A 23,549-nucleotide genomic window follows, 5' to 3' on the forward strand; every position below is an offset into this window, starting at 1 on the left:
AATGTCATGCCAAAAACGGATAGCGCTATTTAGCGGGTTGCCCTGTGCGGGGTCAACGCCTAAACACTGCGTCATGTCACTGATTTATCCTAAAAAACTGACTTTTTACAAATTACTGACGGTTAATGCCGGATGATAACGCAGAACTTTAACAGCACCGTCACTTTTCGGTAAGAATTGCATGATAGCGGAATAGTATGAGCGAAATGTGGAGGGAGATGCAAAATTGAGAAAGAAATTTGTGGAGAAGCCCGCAACACACGGTATTACGGGCTTAAAGAAGCAAAAATCAGATTCCGCCTAAGTAGGCTTTACGCACCTCCTGATTTCCTAACAACTCTTCCCCGCTGCCGCTGAGACGTATCTGCCCGTTGACCATGACGTAACCCCGGTCGGAAAGCTTCAGCGCGTGATGCGCATTTTGCTCGACCAGAAAGATTGTCATACCACTTTGAGCCAGTTCGCGCAGTGTCTGGAAAATCTGTTTTACGATGATGGGTGCCAGTCCCAGACTGGGTTCGTCGAGCAACAGCAGTTTGGGGCGGCTCATCAGCGCACGGGCAATCGCCAGCATTTGCTGCTCACCGCCGGACATGGTCATCGCCCGCTGTTTGCGCCGCTCTTTAAGACGCGGAAACAAATCAAACATGGTTTGCAGGTCTTCCGGAGCATATTTATTGCCAATAGGAATGGTGCCCATCAGCAGGTTTTCTTCGACAGTCATATCCGGGAAAACCCGCCGCCCTTCCGGCGACTGCGCAATGCCCGCCGAAGCCACAAAGTGCGTGGATTTACGGCTGATATCTTCGCCGCGAAACAGAATCTGCCCGCTCTGCACGCGCGGCTGACCAAAAATTGACATCAGCAGCGTGGATTTTCCGGCACCGTTCGCGCCAATCAGCGCCACCGTTTCGCCCTGATTTACCTGCAAAGAGACCTGCTGTAACGCCTGAATCGCCCCGTAATAGACATTCACATCACGAAATTCCAGCATCGCGTCACTCATAAGCTGACCTCGTCGTCTTCATCAGCACCAAGATAGGCGGCAATGACTTTCTCATCATTTTGAATAGCCTGCGGTAAACCTTCGGCAATGACATCGCCGTGATCGAGCACGATAATGTGGTCGGAAATCTCCATCACCATGCCCATGTCATGCTCAATCAGCAGCACGGTAATGTCGTGGTGATCACGCAGAAAACGGATGATTTTGCTCAGCGTCCGCGTTTCTACCGGATTGAGCCCGGCGGCCGGTTCGTCGAGACAAATCATCTCCGGCGCGGTACACATGGCGCGGGCGATCTCCAGCCGCCGTTGCTGACCGTAAGACATTTCTCCCGCCAGCCGGTTGGCGCAATCGACCAGCTCCACCACTTCCAGCCAGTAAAATGCCCGGTCCAGCGCCTGATCTTCTGCACGACGATAGGCTGGCGTATTCAGCACACCGGCGATCAGGTTACGGTTGGTTTGCATGTGCTGAGCAACCAGCAGGTTTTCAATCACCGACATCTCACGAAACAGGCGGATATTCTGGAAAGTACGCGCCAGCCCGGCGCGGTTCACCAGATGCGTGCCACCAAACATTTTGTAGAAAATCCGCTGACCCAGCTGTGCAGGCTTAATCCAGTCATCCGGCTGGAATTTCTGCCCGAGCACCTGAATCACATTCGTGGTACGCCTGCGGGTATTGAGCAAAATATTGCCGCCGGAGGCTTTATAGAAACCGGTCAGGCAGTTAAATACCGTGGTTTTACCCGCCCCGTTAGGGCCGATCAGTGCCGTGATCGAGCCGCGCTTGACCACCAGATTCACATCATTCAGCGCCTTAATGCCGCCGAAATGCATACGCAAATGCTCGACGCTCAGAATATTGTTATCCGCTAACGCTTCGCTCATGGCGCGACTCCTTTACGCACGACAAACCCGCTACGGCTGATGCGGATTAACCCGCGCGGTCGCCAAATCATCATCACGACCATTAGCACGCCGAACAACAGCACGCGGTATTCTGCAAAGCTGCGCAGCAGTTCCGGCGCGACGGTCAGTACAAACGCTGCCAGCACCACGCCGATGGTCGATCCCATTCCGCCCAGCACCACGATGGCGAGGATCAGCGCTGATTCGAAAAAGGTGAAGGATGTCGGATTGACGAAGCCCTGGTAGGTGGCGAAAAACACCCCCGCGATACCGGCGGTGGAAGCGCCAAGCGTAAACGCCGACAGCTTGACCAGAACGTGATTGAGCCCCATTGCGCGGCAGGCGATTTCATCTTCGCGCAGCGCTTCCCACGCGCGGCCAATCGGCATGCGGGTCAGGCGGTGTTTGATGAACAGCACCAGCAATACCACCAGAACCAGCACCGCGTAGATGAAAATAAACTTCATGTTCGGATTGTAAGTCAGATGGAAAAACTCGTGGAATGGTATGCCACCCTCTTTCGCCCGCCGGCCAAACTCCAGCCCGAAAAACGTCGGTGGCGGCGCGGAAACGCCGTTGGGACCGCCGGTAAATGACAACCAGTTGGTCAGCACCAGACGGATGATTTCACCAAATCCGAGCGTCACAATCGCCAGATAATCGCCGTGCATGCGCAGTACCGGAAAGCCCAGCAGAGCGCCCGCCAGCGCCGCCATCAGAGCGGCCAGCGGCAACATCGACCAGAATCCGAGGCCGAGATACTGATACCCCAGCGCCAGCCCGTAAGCACCTATGGCATAAAAGGCGACATATCCCAGATCCAAAAGCCCGGCCAGACCGACCACAATATTCAGCCCGAGGCCGAGCAGTACGTAAATCAGCCCGAGAATAGCGACGGTCAGAATGTATTTGGTGGCGACGAAGGGGAAGAAAATTGCCAGCACAATAAGCAGCGGCAATATCCAGCGCAGATTGCTTTTGTGATCCGGCGGACGCACGTAGACTCCCGCGCTGTCCGACTCAAATCGCGCACGCATTTTCTGCCCGGCAGCGGTTTCCAGAAAGGCGCTCAACAAAAAACGCCCGAGCATCACGGCGGCGATGATCCAGATCAGCCGCTGGGAATGAAAGTTAAAGCTATAACCGTCCAGCACCACGCCGACTACCGGCCCGAAAATTATCAGCGCCACCAGTCCGGCGAAAATGGCATCCAGCAGGCAGCGTTTCAGCGAAAACCCGCCGCTCACAGCAGTTTGTGTCGTCATTTTATTTCCCTCACACTTTCGTCACGACCGGACGGCCGAGCAGGCCCTGAGGGCGGAAAATGAGGATCACCACCAGCAATCCAAAAGAGAACACGTCTTTGTAATCGGAGTTCACCATGCCCGAGAACTGCGCTTCGGCGATGCCTAAAATCAGCCCGCCGAGCATCGCGCCCGGTAAGGAGCCAATCCCGCCGAGTACCGCTGCGGTAAAAGCCTTGATGCCGATAATAAATCCGGCATAAAAATCAAAGGTGCCGTAATTCATGGTGACCAGAACGCCTGCCAGCCCCGCCATCGCCGCGCCAATCATAAAGACCAGCGAGATAATGCGGTCAGTGTTGATGCCGAGGATCGAGGCCATTTTTCTGTCCTGCTGTACCGCACGACACATGCGTCCGAGCCGTGTGTTGCTGATAATCCAGGATAAAACCAGCATTCCGACCAGGGACGCCACCAGAATAAACAGTTTGGTATAGGTCATCTGGACAAAGCTTTCGCCGATATGGAACCGGATGGCCCCATCCATCATGGTCGGGATCCCCTGCTGTCGCGGCCCCTGGCTGATCTGCGCGTAGTTCTGCAAAATCAGCGACATCCCGATGGCTGAAATCAGCGGTGCAAGGCGGGTAGAGTTGCGCAGCGGTTTGTAGGCAATGCGCTCAATCGCCCAGCCATAAACGCCGGTTACCACAATGGTGAATATCAGCGTGCCGAGGATCAGCAGAGGAAAAGAGTGCAGTCCGAAGAAGGAAAGCAGCGCCAGCGCGATGGCGCAAAGGTAGGCAGAAATCATATACACCTCGCCATGCGCGAAGTTGATCATGCCGATGATGCCGTAAACCATGGTGTAGCCGATGGCGATGAGACCGTAGACAGCACCGAGCGTAATGCCATTAAACAGTTGTTGCAGGAAGAATGAATCCATAAATACGCAGTCTCTTTTTGTGACCGCGCCTGCTGAGCGCGCGGTCTGACACAGATTAGAACTGGCAAATCAGAATGATTTATTCCTTAACTTCCTGATACTTTCCTTTGTCATCCCACTTATAAACCACGTAATCCGAGACTTTCAGGTCGCCTTTGCTGTCCCAGGATTTTTTACCCATGACGGTATCGACGCTGTTGGCTTTGAGCCAGGCGCTGGCTTTAGCGGAGTCACTGCCGCCGGTCGCTTTGAATGCGGCAGCAATAGCCTGTACGGAAGCGTAGGAATAGAGGGTGTAACCTTCCGGCTCGAATTTGTTGGCGCGGAATTTGTCGATAACGGCTTTGCCTTCCGGGATCAGACGCGGGTCTTTACCGAAGGTCATCAGGATGCCGTTGGTATATTGCGGTCCGCCTGCGGCAGTGACCATTTCTTCGTTCACGATACAGTCACCGGAGAAGAAGGTCGCCTGAACGCCCTGCTCACGCATCTGGCGGACTAACGGACCGGCTTCCGGATGGCAGCCGCCGAAGAACACCACGTCAGGTTTTTGCGCACTGATTTTAGTGACCAGTGCGTTAAAGTCTTTTTCGCCGCGCGATAAGCCTTCATACATCACCTCTTTTACACCACGTTTATTTAGAGCGGCTTTAGTCGCATCCGCCAGCCCCTGCCCGTAAGTGTCTTTGTCGTGGATGATGACCACTTTTTTGGCTTTCAGCTTATCGATGATGTAATCACTGGCCACCAGTCCCTGCTGGTCATCACGTCCGCACATACGGAACATGTCGCTCATCCCGCGCTCGGTGATTTGCGGGTTAGTTGACCCCGGCGTGATAGCGATTATTCCTGCGTCGTTATACACCTCGGAAGCAGGCATGGTGGAAGATGAGCAGAAGTGTCCGACTACTGCCTGCACTTTATCCTGATCCACCAACCGGTTAGCAACGGCGACCGCCTGTTTTGGTTCGCAGGCATCATCACCCTGTACCAGTTTGATTTTTTCGCCATTAATCCCGCCAGCGGCATTAATGTCTTCGGCGGCCTGAGTCGCGCCATGCCAGTACTGATCACCATAGGTGGCGTTCGGACCGGTGAACGGACCTGCCACGCCAATCACAATATCCGCACGCGCGGAAAACGCAGTAACCAGACAACCTGCCAGTAAAAGAGAGAGAGGACTTTTCATAAATTTCATCGACATCATCATGATCCTTAGGACTGAGTTTATGCAAACGGGTTATGGGCAACGCATGTAGCAAAAACACCAACGCAAAGTCGTAATCTGAAAATCTGAAATTTAAAGCACAAGCCAATGGAGGGAAGATCCCGTTTGTCCACCGCGGCGGACAACATCAAAGGTAAGAAACATAAGCAAAATATCTGCCAGTGTTACCCGACGTCTGTGATTGTTACGGTTATGTGAGTATAGATAGCGCCAGTCAGGCGTTACGGGGAACTCGCAGAAACAACGACGGGATCACATCGCACCGCGCTGGTGCTGAAAATAATAGGAAAATGACGATGCCGGAACGCCCTGCACCAAAATGCAACGCGAAGATCCGGGCAGATAACCTGTTGTTATATTTTTTTCTTTGCTTCTTGCGGCGGGTTGTTTTGTAATGCGGGCAGATGATTGCAACGGGAAACTACTGAACAATGAAGAAATTATCCTGCGTGACGATAATGGTGCTGGCTCTGGGTTTAACGGGTTGCGCCGGTGATTATGTGATCAATACCAAAGCCGGTGATCAGCTTTTCGCCCACGGCGAACCCGAGCGTGACCGCGATACCGGCATGACCAGCTACACCGACATGGACGGTGATTACCATCTGATGAATACCAATGATATTGCCGGGATTGTGAAGAAGTAGGTTACGACAGCAGTTCCTGAGCACAACCCTCGTCGGTCACCAGGCCGTTGATCCAGCGGCCTTCGAGGGCGGCGCGGAGGGCAACTTGTTTATCTGCCCCCCCGGCCAGCGCGATCACTGGCTGGTTATCATGCGGATGCGGCCCCACACTGGTCAGCCGTGAATTCAGCGCACTGTCGATACGCTGTCCGTCCTGCCCAATAAAATGTCCCAGCACTTCCCCGACGGCTCCGTTTTTCGTCAGCGTTTCCACGTCCTCAAGACTGATAAATCCGTCTTTGTGCAGCGGACAGCCTGGTTCAATGGTGCCGATACCGATAAAGGTCACATTGGCCTGACTGGCCTTCTCGCTGACGGTGCGGTAAATACGGTGATTACACCACATGGCGCGATCCTCTTCACCGTCGGCAAACAGTGGCGCGGGCAGGATGAAATAACGTCCCTGAGTTTTTTGCGCCATCAGCAGCGGTACGTCGTAGCGGGTACAGGACCCGTCCGAAGCAATCGCGCCAATGAGCGAAACACTGCTGTGCTGTGGCCTTTCAATATCGGCCAGTTCGTCGATTGCCGCTTTCAGGCTGCGCCCTGAGCCCACGCCGATAATCATCGGTTCTTCGCTGCGGATAAATTGCGTCATCACTTCTGCGCCAGCCACTGCAATAGCATGACTGATGCCCGTCGGCGTCATTCCCTGTCCCGGCACCACCTGACAAATTCCCAGCCCGAAGCGTTTTTGTAATTGCGACGCCAGCTCCATACAGCGCCCGACCGAATGAGAGATGTGGACGCTGACCAGCCCGTTATCAATCGCGCTGGCGACCAGCCGCTGAGCAACCTGTCGCGAAACCCCTAAGGCCTCGGCGATTTCATTTTGGGTTTGCCCGGCGACGTAATACATCCACGCCGCACGCGCCGCCAGATCCAGTTTCTTATCGTTCTTACTCATGCGCACATTCCGTCCCGCTGATTTCATTGAGCGGATTTTATCGGTTTTCGCCCCCTCCCGTGATCGCTAAATTCGGCCTGCCGTGAAATTTGTGAGCCAAAGCCCGTTTAACGGGCAAATATTCCATTAAATTAATCACCAGCGAGCAAAAGCCCAAATAAAGAGCTTATGCCCAAAACAATGATTTTTACCATTTGGAGAATCCGATGAAAAACGCTCACCACTCTGAATCGTCCGTCTGGCTGCATATCGGCAGTGGATCTTTCCACCGTGCCCATCAGGCATGGTATCTGCACCGGTTGCTGGTTAAAGGCGATAACAGCTGGTCTATCGCATTGGGGAATATCCGTGAAGATGGCGTCCCTGTGCTGAATGCGCTACAGGCGCAGAACGGCAAATACGTGCTGGAAACGGTCACTCCGCAAGGCGAACGTGAATACGAAACTATCACGTCGATTCAGAAAATCATTCCGTGGGATAACGAACTGGCGGCGCTGGTAGCACAGGGCGCGGATCCGCAGACCAAAGTGATTTCCTTTACGGTGACGGAAGGCGGTTACTACCTCGATAACCAGTTCAATCTTGATCAGCAAAACACTGATGTTCAGGCCGATATTCAGGGCGGATGTCGCACGATTTACGGCGCCATCAGCCATATTCTGGCGCGACGAATTGCGCTTCACGGCGGCGATGTCACTTTGCTGAACTGCGACAATCTGCGTCATAACGGTGAGCGCTTCCGCCACGGTCTGCTGCAATTTCTGGCGCTGCGTCAGCAGCACGAAATCAGCGACTGGGTGAAAAATCACACCCGCAGCCCGAACACGATGGTTGATCGCATTACGCCGCGCCCTTCCCCGGAAGTGGCCGTTCGTGTGGAACAGGCAACCGGATTTAAAGACCGCACGCCGGTGATGGGCGAAGCGTTTATTCAGTGGGTTATTGAGGATGATTTCATCGCCGGTCGCCCGCAATTTGAAGAGGTCGGCGTCGAAATGGTGGAGTCTGTTCTGCCGTATGAAGAAGCCAAAATCCGCATTCTCAACGCCAGTCACAGCTGCATCGCCTGGGCGGGTACGCTTATTGGTCAGCGCTTTATTGATGAAAGTACCCGCACAGCCTCCATCTGCCAGATGGCTTATGACTATGTGACCGAAGATGTGATCCCATCCCTGATGCCAAGCCCGTTAGATCTGGCGCACTATCGCGACGTGGTGCTTGAGCGTTTCAGTAATCCGCATATTCAGGACACCAATCAGCGCGTTGCCGCCGACGGTTTCTCCAAAATTCCGGGATTCATTACGCCGACTTTGCAGGAATGCTATCAGCGCGGCCAGACACCAGGGGCGACCGCCATGCTGCCCGCCCTGTTTTTTGTTTACATGCAGCAATGGCATCTCGGCCTTCTGCCTTACGAGTATCAGGACGGCATTCTTGATGCGCCCGCGGTGCATGCCCTGTTCAGCAGCGCAGATCCTGTGGCGAAATTTGCCGCCGATGAAAAGCTGTTTGCCGGGCTGGCGGGCAATATTGCCTTTACCGACCTGATGCGCCAGTCCGTTGAGCGTGTTCATCACTGGCTGAATGACGCAAAACGCGCCTGAGGAGCAACGTATGTATCTCGGACTGGATTTAGGGACGTCGGAAATCAAAGCCGTGGTGATTGATGGTCAGGGCCGTTTGCTGGCCAGCGCCGGTGAACCGCTCGAGGTGAGCCGTCCGCATCCGCATCATGCAGAGCAGGATCCTCAGGACTGGTGGCTGGCCACGCAGCGGGTGATTTCCCGTCTGCGCAACAAGCTGCCACAGCAATGGGCAGAGGTTTGTGCCATCGGTTTATCCGGGCAGATGCATGGTGCGGTATTACTCAGCCGCGAGGGGCGGGTTTTGCGTCCGGCTATTTTGTGGAACGACACCCGCAGCGCGGCGGAGTGCGTGCAGCTGACGCAAAGCGCGCCTGAGCTTCATCGGGTGGCCGGAAATCTGGCCATGCCTGGCTTTACCGCGCCGAAACTTCTGTGGGTGGCGCGCCACGAACCGGAGATATTTGAACAAACGGCGACAGTTCTGCTGCCTAAAGATTATCTGCGCTGGATGATGAGCGGAGAAAAAGTCTCGGACATGTCAGATGCGGCGGGCACTCTGTGGCTGGATGTCGCAAAACGTGACTGGTCGGATAATCTGCTCGCTGCCTGCGGCCTGACGCGGGATCATATGCCACGTCTGGCGGAAGGCAGTGAAGTCAGCGCTACGCTGAAAAATGATATCGCCCGCGCGTGGGGCTTACGCGACAACGTGGTGATCGCCGGAGGTGGCGGAGATAACGCCGCCAGCGCTGTCGGTATTGGTGCGGTAGATCCGGGGGATGCCTTTATCTCTCTGGGCACTTCCGGCGTGCTGTTTGCGGTCAATGACCGCTTCCGCCCTAACCCGCAATCGGCGGTTCATGCATTCTGCCACGCCCTGCCGGACCGCTGGCACCAGATGAGCGTGATGCTGACCGCCGCCAGTGCGCTGCGCTGGTATTGCAATCTGGTGGGCAGCAATGAAACCACCCTGCTGGCAGAAATCGCCCAACTTAATCCCTCGCAGCAGCGCCAGGCACCGCTGTTCCTGCCTTATCTTTCCGGCGAACGCACGCCGCATAACGATCCTTATGCCACCGGCGCATTTCATGGCATGACCCATACCACCGATCGCGCGGCCTTAGGTTATGCCGTGCTGGAAGGTGTGGCATTCGGCATGGCCGACGGGTGCGATGTGATGCAGCAGGCCGGAACGCAACTACAGCAATGCTCGCTGGTGGGCGGCGGTGCGCGCAGTGACCGCTGGGCGCAACTGATGAGTGACGCGCTGAATCTGCCGGTCGTCACCCACAGTGGCGGCGAGGCAGGTGGCGCACTGGGCGCTGCTCGTCTGGGCTGGCTGGCAGCGGGCGGAGACTTTCGCGAAGTGTGCAGCAAGCCGCCGGTGGCGCAGCATTTTCACCCCGACGCCGAAACCCGCGACATGCTCACTGAGCGCCTGAAAACCTACCGCCAGCTCTATCAGCAGCAGGTCGCTCTGCGCTCTGCCTGAAGATTGAAATAACACCCGAGGGCGCCTGAGCGCCCCGCCTCTGTCCTCTACAACATCACCAACTGCGAAACCTTTCGCAGAGGAGTCTGACATGCACGATATACAAAAACCGCGCACCCACTGGTTCGGCCTGCCGATGAATCTGTTCTGGGGCTACATCGCCATTGCGCTTTTCATGAGCGGCGACGGCTTCGAAATGGCTTTCCTCTCCAAACATATTATCGATATGGGATTCACCGCCTCAGAGTCTGCCGTGGTCTTTACGGTATACGGTCTGGCGGCCGCGCTGGCGGCGTGGAGCTCCGGCGTGGTGGCGGAAATCATCACCCCGCAAAAAGCCATGCGCATTGGTTTTATCCTGTGGGTAGTGATGCATGTGCTGTTTATGCTGTTCGGTCTGGGTATGAAAAACTATCCGCTGATGCTGCTTTTCTATGGTATCCGCGGGCTGGCGTATCCTCTGTTTATCTACTCGTTTGTGATGCTGGTAGTTCAGACCGTGCCGAAGCAAAATCTGTCCTCGGCGATGGGCTGGTTCTGGGCCATGTACTCAATTGGTATCGGTTGTATCGGCAGCTATCTGCCCAGTTTCACCATTCCTTTTATGGGTGAAACCGGCACATTGTGGTTTGCGATTGCGTGGGTAGTCGCAGGTGGGGTGATGGCGATGACGCTGCTGCGTAAAGTCGGAAAACCCAGCAGCAAAGCCAGCTTAACGCCAAAAGAAAAACTCGGCGAACTGAGCCGCGCCGTGACGATTTTGTTCACTAACCGCAATATTTTCTTGTCCTGCCTGATCCGCATTATTAATACGATTTCGCTGTTCGGCTTTGCGGTCATTATGCCGATGCTGTTTGTCGGACGGTTGGGATTCACGATGTCGGAATGGCTGCAAATCTGGGCAGTATTCTTCTTCGTGACGATTTTTACCAACGTAATGTGGGGCGTATTAGGCGAGAAGATTGGCTGGCTGCGGCAGGTGCGCTGGTTTGGGTGTATCGGCTGTGCGATCTCCAGCCTGGCATTTTATTATCTGCCGGTGTGGGCAGGACATAACTTCTGGGTCGCGCTGATCCCGGCCATTATGCTCGGCATCACCGTCGCCGCTTTTGTGCCGATGACGGCCGTCTTCCCGGTGCTGGAACCCAACCATAAAGGCGCGGCAATATCGATTTATAACCTTTCAGCAGGTCTCAGTAATTTTGTCGCACCGGCCATTGCTTCCATTGTACTGCCGTTCTTCGACATCGTGGGCGTCGTCTGGGCGTATACCGCGTTGTATCTGGTCGCCGCCGTGCTGACGGTCATGGTGAAAGTAGAACAGCCTGGCCACCCTTTTAAAGTCAGAAGCGAAAGACTGCCTGCCGGTACTGCCGCGAGGACATAAAAAAACCGGGCGAAAGCCCGGTTTTTCGTTTGCAGCATCAGCGGAGATCACAGCCCGTTTTCAGCGATATCCATGGCAAAGTACGTCAGGATAATATCTGCGCCCGCACGTTTAATCGCGCCCAGGCTTTCACGTACCACGGCGCGTTCATCGATAGCACCGGCCTGTGCCGCAAACTTGATCATCGCGTATTCGCCGCTGACCTGATACGCCGCCAGTGGCAGACGAGAGGCTTCGCGGATATCGCGGATCACATCCAGATACGCGCCCGCTGGTTTCACCATCAGCGCGTCGGCACCTTCCTGCTCATCCATCAGCGACTCACGCACGGCTTCGCGGCGGTTCATCGGGTTCATCTGGTATTGCTTGCGGTTGCCTTTCAATACGCTGCCGCCCGCTTCGCGGAAAGGACCGTACATTGAGGACGCGAACTTGGTGGAATACGCCATGATCGAAGTATCGATGAAACCGGCTTCATCCAGCGCACTGCGGATGGCCTGTACCTGACCGTCCTGCGCGGCTGAGGGTGCGATGAAATCTGCACCGGCGGCTGCGGCAACCACAGCCTGCCTGCCAAGATTGATCAGCGTAGCGTCGTTATCCACGCCGTGGTCATGCAGTACGCCGCAATGCCCGTGGGAGGTGTATTCGCAGAAACAGGTGTCGGACATCACAATCATTTCCGGCACGGTGTCTTTACAGATCCGCGCCATACGCGCAACCAGACCATTTTCGTTCCAGGTGTCGCTGCCGGTGGCATCCATATGATGTGAAATACCAAACGTCATGACCGAGCGAATACCGGCGCGGGCGTAACGTTCGATTTCAAACGCCAGGCGGGATTCTGGAATGCGCTGCACACCAGGCATAGCTTCGATCGGTACATATTCAGAGGTCTCTTCCTCTACGAAAATCGGCAGTACCAGATCATTGACGCTAAATTCAGTTTCCTGAAAAAGAGTGCGCAGGGATTCGGACTGTCTCAGGCGGCGAAGGCGTGAGCTCGGGAACTGATTCGACATGAAAACTCCTAAAAATTAATCTGTTGCACTGAAATTTTTAAGAAACAGGAGTGCAGACAGTTCAGACGGCAGGAGGCAATGCAGCGCCGTCAGACGATGAAGCCTGCATTTTATAATAACTTTTAAACAAATGATGAACTTTCCGTGAGGAGATGTAACAGAGGGCGCAATTTTGGTCAGGCGTTCCCGGCATCGGGACCGCCTGAAGTACACTATCCCAGCTTAATTTCTCTGTCAGCTGAGGCAATGGTTGACGGTCTGTGAGCAATAAATATCCGTGTGATATCCAGTTCGGCGATAGCCTGATTAATGCGCATTTCGTTGTCCAGATCCAGATGGCTGGTAGCTTCGTCGAGGAATAAAATCGCCGGACGACGGTATAACGCGCGGGCAATGAGCAACCGCTGTTTCTGCCCGCCGGACAAACTGCCGCCGAGTTCGCTTATCAGCGTTTCATAGCCCATCGGCATGCGTTCGATGTCCTCATGAATATTACAGCGGCGGGCACATTCGATAATCCTCGCTTCATCTTTCTGCTCATCGAAGCTGGCGATGTTCTCGGCGATCGACCCGGCGAACAACGTATCATCCTGCAATACACAGGCAATACAGCTGCGGTAATTGTTCAGTCCGGCGGTGGTGATATCCATCCCGTTAATCAGAATGCGTCCCCCGGTGGGTGTCAGCAAACCGGTCATGATTTTCATCAGCGTGGTTTTGCCCTGCCCCGACGGACCGGTGATCGCCACACTTTCACCCGCCGCCACCGACAGGTTCAGCCCGTTGATCAGCGGCGCAGAAAGGCTGTCGTACTGGAAAACCAGATCCCGCACATCCAGGGAGGCCGCTTCGCCCGCCCGCAGCAGTTCACGTTCCGGCAACGATTTTTCGGTGTCAGTCAGTGCGATATCGGCGATACGGTCGCGATGCAGGGAAAGCATCCGCAGCTGTAACACCATATTCAGCAGATTGGCCGCACGTTCGGAGAATTGCCCGCGATAGGTGTTAAATGCCACGAACATCCCGAGCGTCATATGACCGTCAATCACCTGCGACGCGCCAAGCCACAGCAGTGCCACCTGATCGAGCGTGGCAATCAGCGTATTGCCGCCGGTAAACATCATTTCAAACTTGGTTTTACGCACCGTGGCATTGGCGTTATCAATGTTCAGATTCAGCCAGAAGTTGGCGCGGGCTTTCGATAAACCGAGCGCTTTCAGCGTGCTGATGCCGTACAGCGTTTCCATAAAGTGCGAACCGGCGCGCGCGCCTTTGACGATTTGTTCTTCCGACACCTGACGGTACGCGTTGTAGGTCGTCAGACGGAATACGACATAAATCGCCGTAAAACCGAGGATCACCCAAATCAGCCAGCCGCCGTATAACACCATCATCACGATCAGGCCGACCGACATAATGCCGTCGATAATACTGTTGACCACGTTGGTGGTGAGCGTGGTGCGCAGCGTGTCGAGCGAGCTAAAGCGCGACTGAATGTCGCCGAGTTTGCGCTTCTCAAAGTAGTCGAGTGGCAGTTTCATCAGATGATCAAACAGCCGCGCTTTCCACTGCACGTCAATCAACGTACTCATCACCAGTGACGTCCAGGCGCGCAGCATACTGACGCCGGTTCGGAATATGATGAAGAACAGCAGACCAAGACAAATCAACGTCAGCAAATCCGGGTCTTTGGCCGGGATCACGTGGTCCATCACCAGCTGCATCCCCACCGGCAGCAGCAGGTTGACCGATTCGATCATCAGTGACAGGCAGAAGATTTTGGTCAGCGCCGGAATAAGCCCGCTGACGTTACCCATCATTTTGCGCAGATCCAGCCGCACCCGCGGTCTTTCGGAGGTGAAACCGTTGTCCGGCCACAGCTCAAGCGCCACACCGGTGAAGTGTTCAGAAACCTCGCGCATCCCCAGCGAACGACGGCCAAATGCCGGATCGTGGATAATCACTTTGCCCTGTTTAACACCGACCAGCACCACGAAATGGTTGAGATCCCAGTGCAAAATGCACGGTGTTTTCAGCGCATTCAGTTCGTCGATATCCAGTTTCAGGGCGCGGGATTTCATCTCATTCGCCGTGGCAATATCCATCAGCGTGCGCAGCGTCGCACCGCGCGAGGAAATGCCGTAGTGCTGGCGCAAACTCTGCAAATCGACGTGTTTACCGTGATAACCAAAAACCATCGCCAGACTGGCCAGCCCGCATTCGGCAGCTTCGGTTTGAATAATCTGCGGCACCCGGTGGCGCCAGCTAAAGTGCAGGCGGTCAGCCAGCTCCCGTACGTTATCGAGATTCATTGATTGGCCCCACCACGCTTTTCTTCATGCTGTAATACGGAGACAACATCCACTGATACAGCGGCCTTTTCTCCAGGAATAATGTCGATTCGGCTTTCATTCCGCTGGATAAATTCAGCGTCTCGCCGTGCCAGTCCATCGCTTTTTTATCCAGTGAAACAATCACTTTGTAATATGGCCCGCTGACCGTGCCGTTGGCCGTGCGCGGCGCGCTGGCGTACGAATTGAGTTCCTGTTCAGAAACCGGCGCGGAGGAAATCGATTCCACCTTGCCGGGGAACTGTCCATATTTTTCAAACGGATAAGCTTCATAGCGGATGTTTATATGCTCGCCCGCTTTCACATAAGGCACGCTTTCATTGGGCAACCAGGCAACGAGGAAGAACGGGGAATTACTGGCAGGCACCAGCTGCGCCAGGCTGTCACCGGCGTTAACCATCTGTCCGGGCGTGACGCTCAGCGAAGAGATTTTACCGGATGTCGGGGCGGTGATGAGCAGCGAACCTTTGGCATCGGCCTGCGCCAGCTGTCGCTCCAGATCGTTACGCTGGTAGCCGTACTGTGAAATCTGGTTATCAAACTCGGCGGCGCGCGTCACCAGTTCGCTGCGCAGATTGGTGATTTGCAAGGCTTCCTGAATCGCCTGAGTGTTCAGGCTCTGAAATGAGGTTTGCTGCTGATAAAAGAGATAACGCTGATTGTTCAGCTGGTCAGTGTTAATGAGACCTTTCTTCTGATACGCGCCGTAGTTCTGCATGCTTTTTTTCATTGCATCCAGCCCTTCCTGCGCGGAATCCACCATGCTTTGCGAAACCTGATGTGCTTTCTCATATTGCCCTAACTGTTGTTGCAGGTTTTGCAGCGTTTCCTGCTTGTTGTGCTCAAGCTGAGCGACAATCGAATCAATTTGCTCGCGTTGTTTTTTGATGGCGGCGAGCGTGGTGGTGCTGACATTGCCCGCCTGCGTGACTCGGCTGACGTCAATTTCATAAAGCGGCTGGCCTTTTTTAACCAGCCTGCCGGTATCGACATACAGTTTAGTGATCACGCCCTGTTCGGGGCTGAACAAATTAATGCTGTGCGGCTGAGTGATAATTTCACCGCTGACATTAATCCGACGGGTGTAATTAGTGAAGATTAGAAATATCAGTAAAGAAATAAGAAAAATAGAGGTCAGTGAGGTCACAATCCATACAGGCCAACCGGCAAGTAATAACGCCTTACCCGTCCAGTGGTTTTGCTGGTGTTCATTGACCTCTTTTCGAAAGAGCATATTTTTTGTTCCGGAAAAACAGGCTGTAAAACAGAATCTTTGAAAGATAGCAGCCTGAAAACCTCCTGCCACCGCGATTACTCTGAAACATCGCTAGCCGGTATTTTCGTACGGAGACAGTCACGTTGTAATATTAATTTACGCTTTATACTGGCAATAATAACTGCCAGACAGAATCGATTATTTTTCAGCCTCAAAATTAATCACTCAGTTTTTCTTAACTATTAATAAACCATTAAAACAAATAGTTATATTCGCAATTTCACTTAGGAGATTATTCCTAGTCAAATTCCGCCGTCAGTGTTCTAGGCTTAATCCCCGTGAAGACATTGCGTAGAAATTATCTCCATAGCATTACTCAATGTTTTCATCGCCCCCGGTTTTTAAGGGGACTTGCTTTAACAGATTAAAAGGAAGGCCTAAGATGAAACAATTAACAGAACATGATATTGAAATGGTTAATGGTGCGGGTTGGTCGGAAGATGTGAATAAAGTTGCCGATCGCCTATCAAACTTTGGTCAGGACGCGGTAAGTGACACCGGTAATGCGGTGAACAAGGCGTATTCACAAATTTCCGATGGTCTTGCTAAAGCACAGAACTATCTGACAACCTAGTTTTCAGTCTTTAAAGGTTAATCAGAGTAATACAAGCCCCCGTCTATTTGGGGGCTTTTTCATTGGCAGTTTTAAAAGACTGAAATATCAGACGCCTGATTTGGTTTTATCGCTCTTTACCATGCTGTTTTTCAGCTTGCCGATAAGCTCACCCCGGAAATCACCCAGCTTCGGTTTGTCGCCATCCAGCCACGGCAGCGGGCGACAAAGCTCCATGGTTTTGATGCCAAGACGCGCGGTCAGCAAACCGGCACCGATGCCTTGCGCCGCACGGGCTGAAAGACGGGCCGCCAGATCCTGTGACATCCAGTCCATACCCACTTCGCGCACCAGTTCAGACGCACCGGCAAAGGCCATGTTAAGTAACACCAGACGGAACAGGCGGATACGACTGTAATAGCCGAGTTCAATGCCATACAGCACCGCGATGCGGTTGACCAGACGCAGGTTTCGCCAGGCAATAAAAGCCATATCCACCAGCGCCAGCGGACTGACGGCAATCATCAGCGCGGATTCCGCTGCCGAATGGCTGATTTCACGGCGTGCCTGGGCATCTAGCACCGGCTGAACTAAGCGGGCGTAAAGCTCGACCACTTCGCGGTCATTCTGCGTTTCATGCAAAGACGCCTGCCAGCGCTGCAACGCCGGATGACTGTTATCCAGCCCGGCCTGCGCGGCGAGTTTTTCGCAAAACGCCCGTCCCTGCCCTAAGCCGTGACTGTGCATTAATTCACGCGCCTCATCACGTTCATCGGCACGCTGACGCAGGCGGTATAATCGTCGCCATTCGGTTGCAACTGAACCCACACCGGCGAGGATGATCAGTCCGCCCGCCGTGCAGGCACCCAGCGCTACCCAGTCCTGCTGGCTCCACGCCTCGTGAACCCATTGTACGCCCTGCGCCACCACGCTGATGCCCAGCACCGCGACGCCCAGCCGCACAATCTTTCCCCACAAACTGCGGCGGGGCTTCAGCGCGCGGTTAAGCACCGCTTCAGCCTCGCCCTCTTCATGCTGTTCATCGGTTTCAGTGGTGACCGGAATAAAGCGTTCTGAAATTTGTTCGTCAAAGGCCAGCGCCGGTTTAATCACCGGTTCGACCGGTGCTTTTAATTCCGTTTCAAAATCGATACGCGGTTTTATCGGTTCGCTCATCGCATTTTATCTCCCAGTAAAAACTCCATCACCGCATCCAGGCGGATATGCGGCAACGGCGTGTCCACGCTCATTTCACGTGGACGAAACTCGTCAAAATGGAAACCCTGTTTTTGCCAGAACGTATGTCCCGGCAAACGCGCCGGTACTTCGCCGGGGAACACCGTCAGCGGCGCGCCATCCTGTAACCGATGGCCTTTGAGCGCAGGCAAGCTTTGCCCCTGATATTCCACCATGCCGGTTTCTGTCGCCTGAACAGAAGCCAGCCCCGCGCAATCCATGCTGATGCCTTCGAAAGCGGCGTTCTGCCAGGCTTCCTGCACCAGTTGCTGCAACAGCGACACCAGACTGGCATGCTGATCGCCGGTAATGTGATCGGCTTTGGTGGCGGCAAACATCAGTTTATCAATGCACGGATTAAACAGGCGGCGGAACAGCGTGCGCTTGCCGTAATGGAAACTCTGCATCAGCTGAGTCAGCGCGAGGCGCATATCGTTGAACGCCTGCGGTCCACTGTTGAGCGGTTGCAAACAATCGACCAGCACAATCTGGCGGTCAAATTTCACAAAGTGGTCTTTATAAAAACCTTTCACGATGTGCTGACAGTAATAGTCAAAACGCGCGCGCAGCATTCCCAGATTGCTGTTTTTATCCGCCTGCGCCAGCTGCGCATCGGAGTAGCGGTTCAGCTCCGGCCACGGGAAGAATTGCAGCGCGGGCGCCCCGGCCATATCTCCTGGCAGAACAAAACGCCCCGGCTGAATAAAGTGCAGTCCTTCGGTTTTGCAGCGCACCAGATAATCGGTGTACGCCTGCGCAATCGCGCCCAGCAGATTTTCATCCGCCGGAGCCAGCGGATCGCATTGTTCGCACAGCGCCAGCCACGGCTTCGCCCATTCGGCACGATCGCCCTGTAACAGCCCCGCCATCTGGCGTGACCAGTCGAGATAATTTTGTTCCAGCATCGGCAAATCCAGCAGCCATTCGCCGGGATAATCGACGATCTCCAGATACAACGTGGAGGTGTCCTTAAAGTGACGCAGCAGGGAATCATTGGAACGGTAGCGCAGTGCCAGGCGGATTTCACTGACGCCACGGGTCGGCGTTGGCCACGCAGGGGGCGTGCCGTAAAGTGCCGCCAGACCTTCGTCATAGGCAAATCGCGACACACCCAGATCACGCTGAGGAACACGTTTCACTCCCAGCAGCCGCTCTTCGCGCGCAGCCGAAAACAGCGGTAAACGCGCGCCGCTGTGCATATGTAAAAGCTGGTTAACGAAGGCGGTGATAAATGCGGTTTTTCCGCTGCGGCTTAAACCAGTGACAGCCAGCCGCAGATGCCTGTCCATGCCGCGATTGATCAGTGAATTAAACTCGTTTTGTAGTCTTTTCATTGCTCTCCCTGGCGTAGCGCCCAAACAGCGCGGTAAGAATACGTTTGAATAACGGTTCTAATAATAGTGCTAAAACATACCGAAGTGGCCCTTTTCCCACCACACCCAGTACGCGTGCTGCCAGCCCGGCAGGACCGAAAGTGAGCGCCAGCGTAAAAGCGATGCTCAGTATTTTCGAAAACAGGCTGCGCTTACCCGGCAGCGAGGAATTCAGGTAACGGGTCATAAAGATTCCTTAAGCGGGAGGTGAGAAGGAAAATAGCAGCCGGAGCAACGTCCGGCAGCCAGAGGCAAAACGGTGAGTAAAGAATTAAAGCTGGCGGAAACGGCTGCGTACGCCAAAGGTTTCGGAAGTGACGTAACGCTCGACCTGACGTAAACGCTGCTCGCTGGCTTTCAGTTCGCGATCGGCTTCTTCCAGCAAATTACGCGGCGACGGTGCATTTTCATCTTCATATTCGCTGGCCGGTACCGGATCCAGCACGTAGCTGAGAATGATGTACGCCACCAACGTGAACATGAATAAGCCGAAGAAAACCGACAACACTGCCATGATGCGTAGCAGTTTTACCGGTACGCCCAGATAATGCGCGAGCCCTGCCAGCACACCTTTCACCACGCCCTCTTCCGGCACGCGATAGAGTTTTTTCTCAGACAGACGGGTCGCCATTATGATTGCCTCCAGCCCGGATGTTCGGCATCGAGAATTTCTTCCAGCGCCTGAATACGTTCGCGCATACGTTGCGCTTCATGAGTCAGGCTGGTGAGATTTTGCATCTCATGCTGACTGAGCTGACTGCCATTTTGCTGGCGATTGCTGTAGTGAAGCCATAACCAGACAGGCGCCACGAATAAAACGAAAATAGTCAGCGGAATAGCTAAAAACAGGAAGCTCATTGCATCTCCTTATGAGTCTTTTTTATTACCGGTTACGGCGTTTATCCTGCAACAACCTGCCTGCGGACAGGCAGGTTTGATGGCAAACATTACGCGTCCTGATTGCCGTTCATTTTAGCTTTCAGGGCAGCGATTTGTGCGCTGATTTCATCGTCGGCTTTCAGCTCGGCGAATTGCTGATCCAGCGATTTCTTTTTACCGATGCTGACGCTTTCTGCTTCTGCTTCCATATGATCGATGCGGCGTTCGAACTGCTCAAAACGCGCCATCGCTTCATCAATTTTACCGCTGTCGAGCTGACGACGAACGTCACGCGAAGATGCTGCGGCCTGATGGCGTAGAGTCAGCGCCTGCTGACGCGCACGCGTCTCGGTCAGTTTGCTTTCCAGCTCGCCAATTTCTGACTTCATGCGATCCAGCGTTTCTTCTACCACGGTCACTTCGTTTTTCAGTGTGGTGACCAGCTCGGAAAGTTTTTGCTTTTCGATGAGCGCCGCACGGGCCAGATCGTCTTTATCTTTACGCAGCGCCAGTTCGGCTTTGTCCTGCCATTCAGCCTGCTGGGATTCACCCTGATCGATTCGACGGATCAGCTGTTTCTTTTCTGCCAGCGCACGGGCAGAAGTCGAACGCAACTCCACCAGCGTGTCTTCCATTTCCTGAATCATCAAACGTACCAGTTTCTGCGGATCTTCCGCTTTATCCAGCAGCGTATTAATGTTGGCGTTAATGATGTCAGCGAAGCGAGAAAAAATACCCATAATCGAAATTCCTCTTTGATTTTGTTGAGTCTCCGGCCAATCAGTTACCGGTTAAAGCAGCAGGAAATTTTATTCCGCTGCGATAAACCTATATCAGGATCCGTGCCAACTTTTTAAAATCATTATCTTCATGAATAAATTGAAGTTTTAATTTTTGTATCTGCTATGCTTATTTTTCAAGATGATTATTTTCACTAAGAGTTAGTGTGTTTCACCACACAAGGAAAGCCAAATGACGGATAACACAGATAATTTGCTTGGTGAGGCCAATGCCTTCATTGAAGTACTGGAACAGGTCTCGCAGCTGGCGAAACTGAACAAACCCGTTCTGGTGACCGGCGAACGCGGCAGCGGTAAAGAACTGATTGCGCATCGTCTGCATTATCTGTCTCCCCGCTGGCAGGGGCCGTTCATTTCGCTTAACTGCGCGGCGCTTAACGAGAACCTGCTGGATTCCGAGCTGTTCGGCCATGAAGCGGGCGCTTTTACCGGCGCACAGAAACGCCATCTCGGACGCTTTGAACGTGCTGACGGCGGCACCTTATTTCTCGATGAACTGGCGACGGCACCAATGCTGGTGCAGGAAAAACTGTTGCGCGTGATTGAATACGGGCACCTTGAGCGCGTCGGCGGCAGTCAGCCGTTGCAGGTGGATGTACGGCTGGTGTGTGCGACGAACGATGATCTACCGCTGCTGGCGGCAGAAGGAAAATTTCGTGCCGACCTGCTGGATCGTCTGGCATTTGATGTCGTTCAACTGCCGCCGCTGCGTGAGCGCCAGCAGGACATCATGTTACTGGCAGAGCACTTCGCCATTCAGATGTGCCGCGAACTTTCGCTGCCTTTATTCCCCGGCTTTACGGAATATGCCCGCGAAACTCTGCTGGCCTACCGCTGGCCGGGCAATATCCGCGAACTGAAAAACGTCGTGGAACGTTCAATGTATCGCCACGGCACCAGCGATTTTCCGCTCGATAAGATTATCCTGAACCCTTTTGCACAGCGCGCTACTGCTGTGGAACCGGCTGATATCAGCAAGCATGGGGATCTGCCGACGCTTCCGCTGGATCTCAAACAATGGGTGACCGAGCAGGAAAAGAATCTGATCGAACAGGCTCTGCGGCAGGCGCGGTTTAATCAGCGCAAGGCGGCTGAGCTGCTGAACGTGACTTATCATCAGTTACGCGGGATGTTGAAGAAGCACGGGATTCAGGTTAATTCGCAGGAACCTTCTGAATAACAGGCAAAAAAAAGCCAGCACCCGAGCTGGCTAAGTAATACTGGAAGCAATGTGAGCAATGTCGTACCTCGCGATTTGCGTCCCTGGCGGGCCGCCTCTCGTCCGGTGAAAAGAATGATAATGGTTCTCAGTATCGTCTGTAAAGTACTTTGTTGAGAATATTTCTCATTACCACAATGACGTTATGGCTACTTATTGAACACCCTTAACGTCTTTAAGGGCTACCATTCCGGGAAGGGATCGGCCATTGCCATCCAGTTATCGATACCTTCTGCCATCTGTTCTTCGCTTAACAGGCATGCATCGAGGCGCCGGATTATCTCTTCTTTATTCAGGTGCTGACCGATAAACACCAGCTCCTGACGCATATCCCCAAACGGCTCCACCCATTTTTCCATAATTTGCTCACGTGTCTCCTGATCTTGCGGCCAGTCGCTTTCCGGCAGCGCACGCCAGAAAATACCTGCCATACCATAACGCGCAATGCCACCCGCCTGGCTCCACTGTCCGGCAAAACGCGGACGCGTTGCCAGCCAGAAGAATCCCTTCGAGCGCAGCAGGGTACCGCCGCCCCAGTCGCCGTGTACTACACGGTAAAATTTATCCGGATCGAACGGCCTGCGCGCCGTGTAGACAAAGCTGCTGATGCCATACTCTTCGGTTTCAGGAGTGTGTTCGCCACGTAACTCTTTCAGCCAGCCTGGTGCCTGCTGCGCTTTCGTAAAATCAAATCTGTGCGTATTTAGCACAGCGTCCACCGGCAGGCTGCCGGGGCAAATCGGGATGATATGTGCGTCGGGATTGAGGCTTTTCAGCAACGCAATCACCTCACGCTGCTGATGAGAATCGAGCAAATCGGTTTTACTTATCAGAAGTACGTTACAGAACTCAATCTGGTCGATCAGCAAATCCGTCACGCTGCGCGCATCGTCCTCACCCAGACTTTCACCCGCTTCCTGCACGCTCCGCGCTTCCTGATACTGCTGCATAAAATTGACGCCATCGACCACAGTGACCAGCGTATCCAGACGGGCAAACTGCGAGAGGCTCTCACCATTTTCATCTTCAAACGTAAACGTTTCGGCCACCGGCAAGGGTTCCGAAATTCCGCTCGATTCAATCAGCAGATAATCAAAACGCCCGGCCTGCGCCAGTTCGCGCACAGAAATCAGCAAATCTTCCCTCAGAGTGCAGCAGATGCAGCCATTGCTCATTTCCACCAGTTTTTCCTGCTGGCGGTCGAGAGTGATTTCATTGGCGACCAGTGCGGCATCAATGTTCACCTCACTCATATCATTGACGATGACAGCAACGCGCAGCCCCTGCCGGTTATTCAAAATATGGTTAAGAACGGTAGTTTTACCGGCACCGAGAAAACCGGACAGTACGGTAACGGGGAGTAAGGACATAATTAACCTCGAAGATAATGACGGGCAGGCAAAAATACTTCGCCTGCGATTATTGTTATAATATAACATAACAACGC

22 protein-coding genes are annotated in these 23,549 nt (G+C 53.8%); 6 read left to right on the top strand and 16 right to left on the bottom strand.

All coding sequences use genetic code 11. The features are described from left to right. Window positions 1-289 precede the first annotated feature (289 nt). The 5 genes from D5398_RS00545 to D5398_RS00565 form a co-directional block, all read right to left on the bottom strand. Window positions 290-1,006, bottom strand: coding sequence for an ABC transporter ATP-binding protein (locus tag D5398_RS00545; protein ID WP_120505898.1), 717 nt, complete (start codon window positions 1,004-1,006; stop codon window positions 290-292). After that, window positions 1,003-1,896 carry an ABC transporter ATP-binding protein gene (locus tag D5398_RS00550; RefSeq protein WP_120505899.1) on the bottom strand — a complete coding sequence of 298 codons (894 nt, stop codon included), beginning with the start codon at window positions 1,894-1,896 and terminating at the stop codon, window positions 1,003-1,005. Before D5398_RS00550 ends, D5398_RS00545 begins: the two co-directional genes overlap by 4 nt. Further along, window positions 1,893-3,182: a high-affinity branched-chain amino acid ABC transporter permease LivM gene (livM, locus tag D5398_RS00555; RefSeq protein ID WP_120505900.1), complete on the bottom strand. Its 1,290-nt coding sequence runs from the start codon at window positions 3,180-3,182 to the stop codon at window positions 1,893-1,895. The genes D5398_RS00550 and livM overlap by 4 nt, the downstream gene beginning before the upstream one ends. A gap of 10 nt (window positions 3,183-3,192) precedes the next feature. Next, window positions 3,193-4,107, bottom strand: a complete 915-nt coding sequence (locus tag D5398_RS00560) for an ABC transporter permease subunit (protein ID WP_120505901.1) — start codon at window positions 4,105-4,107, stop codon at window positions 3,193-3,195. 79 nt (window positions 4,108-4,186) lie between these two features. Further along, window positions 4,187-5,311 (bottom strand): branched-chain amino acid ABC transporter substrate-binding protein, encoded by a 1,125-nt coding sequence (locus tag D5398_RS00565; RefSeq protein WP_120505902.1) that lies wholly within the window; start codon window positions 5,309-5,311, stop codon window positions 4,187-4,189. A gap of 455 nt (window positions 5,312-5,766) precedes the next feature. Here D5398_RS00565 and D5398_RS00570 point away from each other — a divergent pair, with 455 nt between their 5' ends. Then, window positions 5,767-5,982: a YgdI/YgdR family lipoprotein gene (locus tag D5398_RS00570; RefSeq protein ID WP_120505903.1), complete on the top strand. Its 216-nt coding sequence runs from the start codon at window positions 5,767-5,769 to the stop codon at window positions 5,980-5,982. A 1-nt stretch (window position 5,983) separates the two neighbouring features. Here the strand turns inward: D5398_RS00570 and D5398_RS00575 are convergent, their stop codons facing one another. Continuing rightward, the gene (locus D5398_RS00575) at window positions 5,984-6,928 is read right to left on the bottom strand and encodes a sugar-binding transcriptional regulator (protein ID WP_120505904.1); all 945 of its coding nucleotides are present in this window, start codon (window positions 6,926-6,928) and stop codon (window positions 5,984-5,986) included. A 206-nt stretch (window positions 6,929-7,134) separates the two neighbouring features. Here D5398_RS00575 and dalD point away from each other — a divergent pair, with 206 nt between their 5' ends. The 3 genes from dalD (at window position 7,135) to D5398_RS00590 (ending at window position 11,393) form a co-directional block, all read left to right on the top strand. Continuing rightward, window positions 7,135-8,532, top strand: coding sequence for a D-arabinitol 4-dehydrogenase (gene dalD / locus D5398_RS00580; protein WP_120505905.1), 1,398 nt, complete (start codon window positions 7,135-7,137; stop codon window positions 8,530-8,532). Window positions 8,533-8,542: 10 nt separating this feature from the next. Continuing rightward, the gene (xylB, locus tag D5398_RS00585; RefSeq protein ID WP_120505906.1) at window positions 8,543-10,006 is read left to right on the top strand and encodes a xylulokinase; all 1,464 of its coding nucleotides are present in this window, start codon (window positions 8,543-8,545) and stop codon (window positions 10,004-10,006) included. Between the two features lie 91 nt (window positions 10,007-10,097). Next, window positions 10,098-11,393, top strand: a complete 1,296-nt coding sequence (locus D5398_RS00590) for an MFS transporter (protein ID WP_208645855.1) — start codon at window positions 10,098-10,100, stop codon at window positions 11,391-11,393. 47 nt (window positions 11,394-11,440) lie between these two features. On the opposite strand, the gene hemB is transcribed toward D5398_RS00590, so the two are convergent. The 3 genes from hemB to D5398_RS00605 form a co-directional block, all read right to left on the bottom strand. After that, the gene (gene hemB / locus D5398_RS00595) at window positions 11,441-12,415 is read right to left on the bottom strand and encodes a porphobilinogen synthase (RefSeq protein WP_120505907.1); all 975 of its coding nucleotides are present in this window, start codon (window positions 12,413-12,415) and stop codon (window positions 11,441-11,443) included. 212 nt (window positions 12,416-12,627) lie between these two features. Further along, the gene (locus D5398_RS00600) at window positions 12,628-14,727 is read right to left on the bottom strand and encodes a peptidase domain-containing ABC transporter (protein WP_120505908.1); all 2,100 of its coding nucleotides are present in this window, start codon (window positions 14,725-14,727) and stop codon (window positions 12,628-12,630) included. Beyond that, complete coding sequence (locus tag D5398_RS00605; protein WP_120505909.1) at window positions 14,714-16,000, bottom strand: HlyD family secretion protein; 1,287 nt, start codon at window positions 15,998-16,000, stop codon at window positions 14,714-14,716. Before D5398_RS00605 ends, D5398_RS00600 begins: the two co-directional genes overlap by 14 nt. Window positions 16,001-16,424: 424 nt before the next feature. Between D5398_RS00605 and D5398_RS00610 the strand changes: the two genes are divergently transcribed. Further along, a complete protein-coding gene (locus D5398_RS00610; protein ID WP_120131877.1) occupies window positions 16,425-16,616 on the top strand; it encodes a chemotaxis protein in 192 nt (63 codons plus the stop codon). A gap of 87 nt (window positions 16,617-16,703) precedes the next feature. Here D5398_RS00610 and D5398_RS00615 read toward each other — a convergent pair whose 3' ends face one another. The 6 genes from D5398_RS00615 to pspA all read right to left on the bottom strand — a co-directional run bounded on the left by D5398_RS00615 (window position 16,704) and on the right by pspA (window position 20,823). Next, window positions 16,704-17,771: a YcjF family protein gene (locus D5398_RS00615; protein ID WP_120505910.1), complete on the bottom strand. Its 1,068-nt coding sequence runs from the start codon at window positions 17,769-17,771 to the stop codon at window positions 16,704-16,706. Next, complete coding sequence (locus D5398_RS00620; RefSeq protein ID WP_120505911.1) at window positions 17,768-19,165, bottom strand: YcjX family GTP-binding protein; 1,398 nt, start codon at window positions 19,163-19,165, stop codon at window positions 17,768-17,770. The genes D5398_RS00615 and D5398_RS00620 overlap by 4 nt, the downstream gene beginning before the upstream one ends. Continuing rightward, a complete protein-coding gene (locus D5398_RS00625; RefSeq protein WP_120505912.1) occupies window positions 19,140-19,391 on the bottom strand; it encodes a phage shock protein PspD in 252 nt (83 codons plus the stop codon). Before D5398_RS00625 ends, D5398_RS00620 begins: the two co-directional genes overlap by 26 nt. A gap of 84 nt (window positions 19,392-19,475) precedes the next feature. Next, window positions 19,476-19,835 carry an envelope stress response membrane protein PspC gene (pspC, locus tag D5398_RS00630; RefSeq protein ID WP_120505913.1) on the bottom strand — a complete coding sequence of 120 codons (360 nt, stop codon included), beginning with the start codon at window positions 19,833-19,835 and terminating at the stop codon, window positions 19,476-19,478. Then, window positions 19,835-20,062, bottom strand: a complete 228-nt coding sequence (gene pspB, locus D5398_RS00635; RefSeq protein ID WP_013576050.1) for an envelope stress response membrane protein PspB — start codon at window positions 20,060-20,062, stop codon at window positions 19,835-19,837. The genes pspC and pspB overlap by 1 nt, the downstream gene beginning before the upstream one ends. Window positions 20,063-20,151: 89 nt before the next feature. Then, window positions 20,152-20,823, bottom strand: coding sequence for a phage shock protein PspA (gene pspA, locus D5398_RS00640; RefSeq protein WP_120131882.1), 672 nt, complete (start codon window positions 20,821-20,823; stop codon window positions 20,152-20,154). Window positions 20,824-21,055: 232 nt separating this feature from the next. On the opposite strand from pspA, the gene pspF reads away from it, so the two are divergent. Next, complete coding sequence (gene pspF / locus D5398_RS00645; RefSeq protein ID WP_120505914.1) at window positions 21,056-22,063, top strand: phage shock protein operon transcriptional activator; 1,008 nt, start codon at window positions 21,056-21,058, stop codon at window positions 22,061-22,063. A gap of 221 nt (window positions 22,064-22,284) precedes the next feature. Here pspF and zigA read toward each other — a convergent pair whose 3' ends face one another. After that, a complete protein-coding gene (zigA, locus tag D5398_RS00650) occupies window positions 22,285-23,472 on the bottom strand; it encodes a zinc metallochaperone GTPase ZigA (RefSeq protein ID WP_120505915.1) in 1,188 nt (395 codons plus the stop codon). Between the last annotated feature and the right edge of the window lie 77 nt (window positions 23,473-23,549).

Source organism: Rahnella bruchi, from assembly GCF_003614975.1.
Taxonomy (GTDB): Bacteria; Pseudomonadota; Gammaproteobacteria; order Enterobacterales; family Enterobacteriaceae; genus Rahnella; species Rahnella bruchi.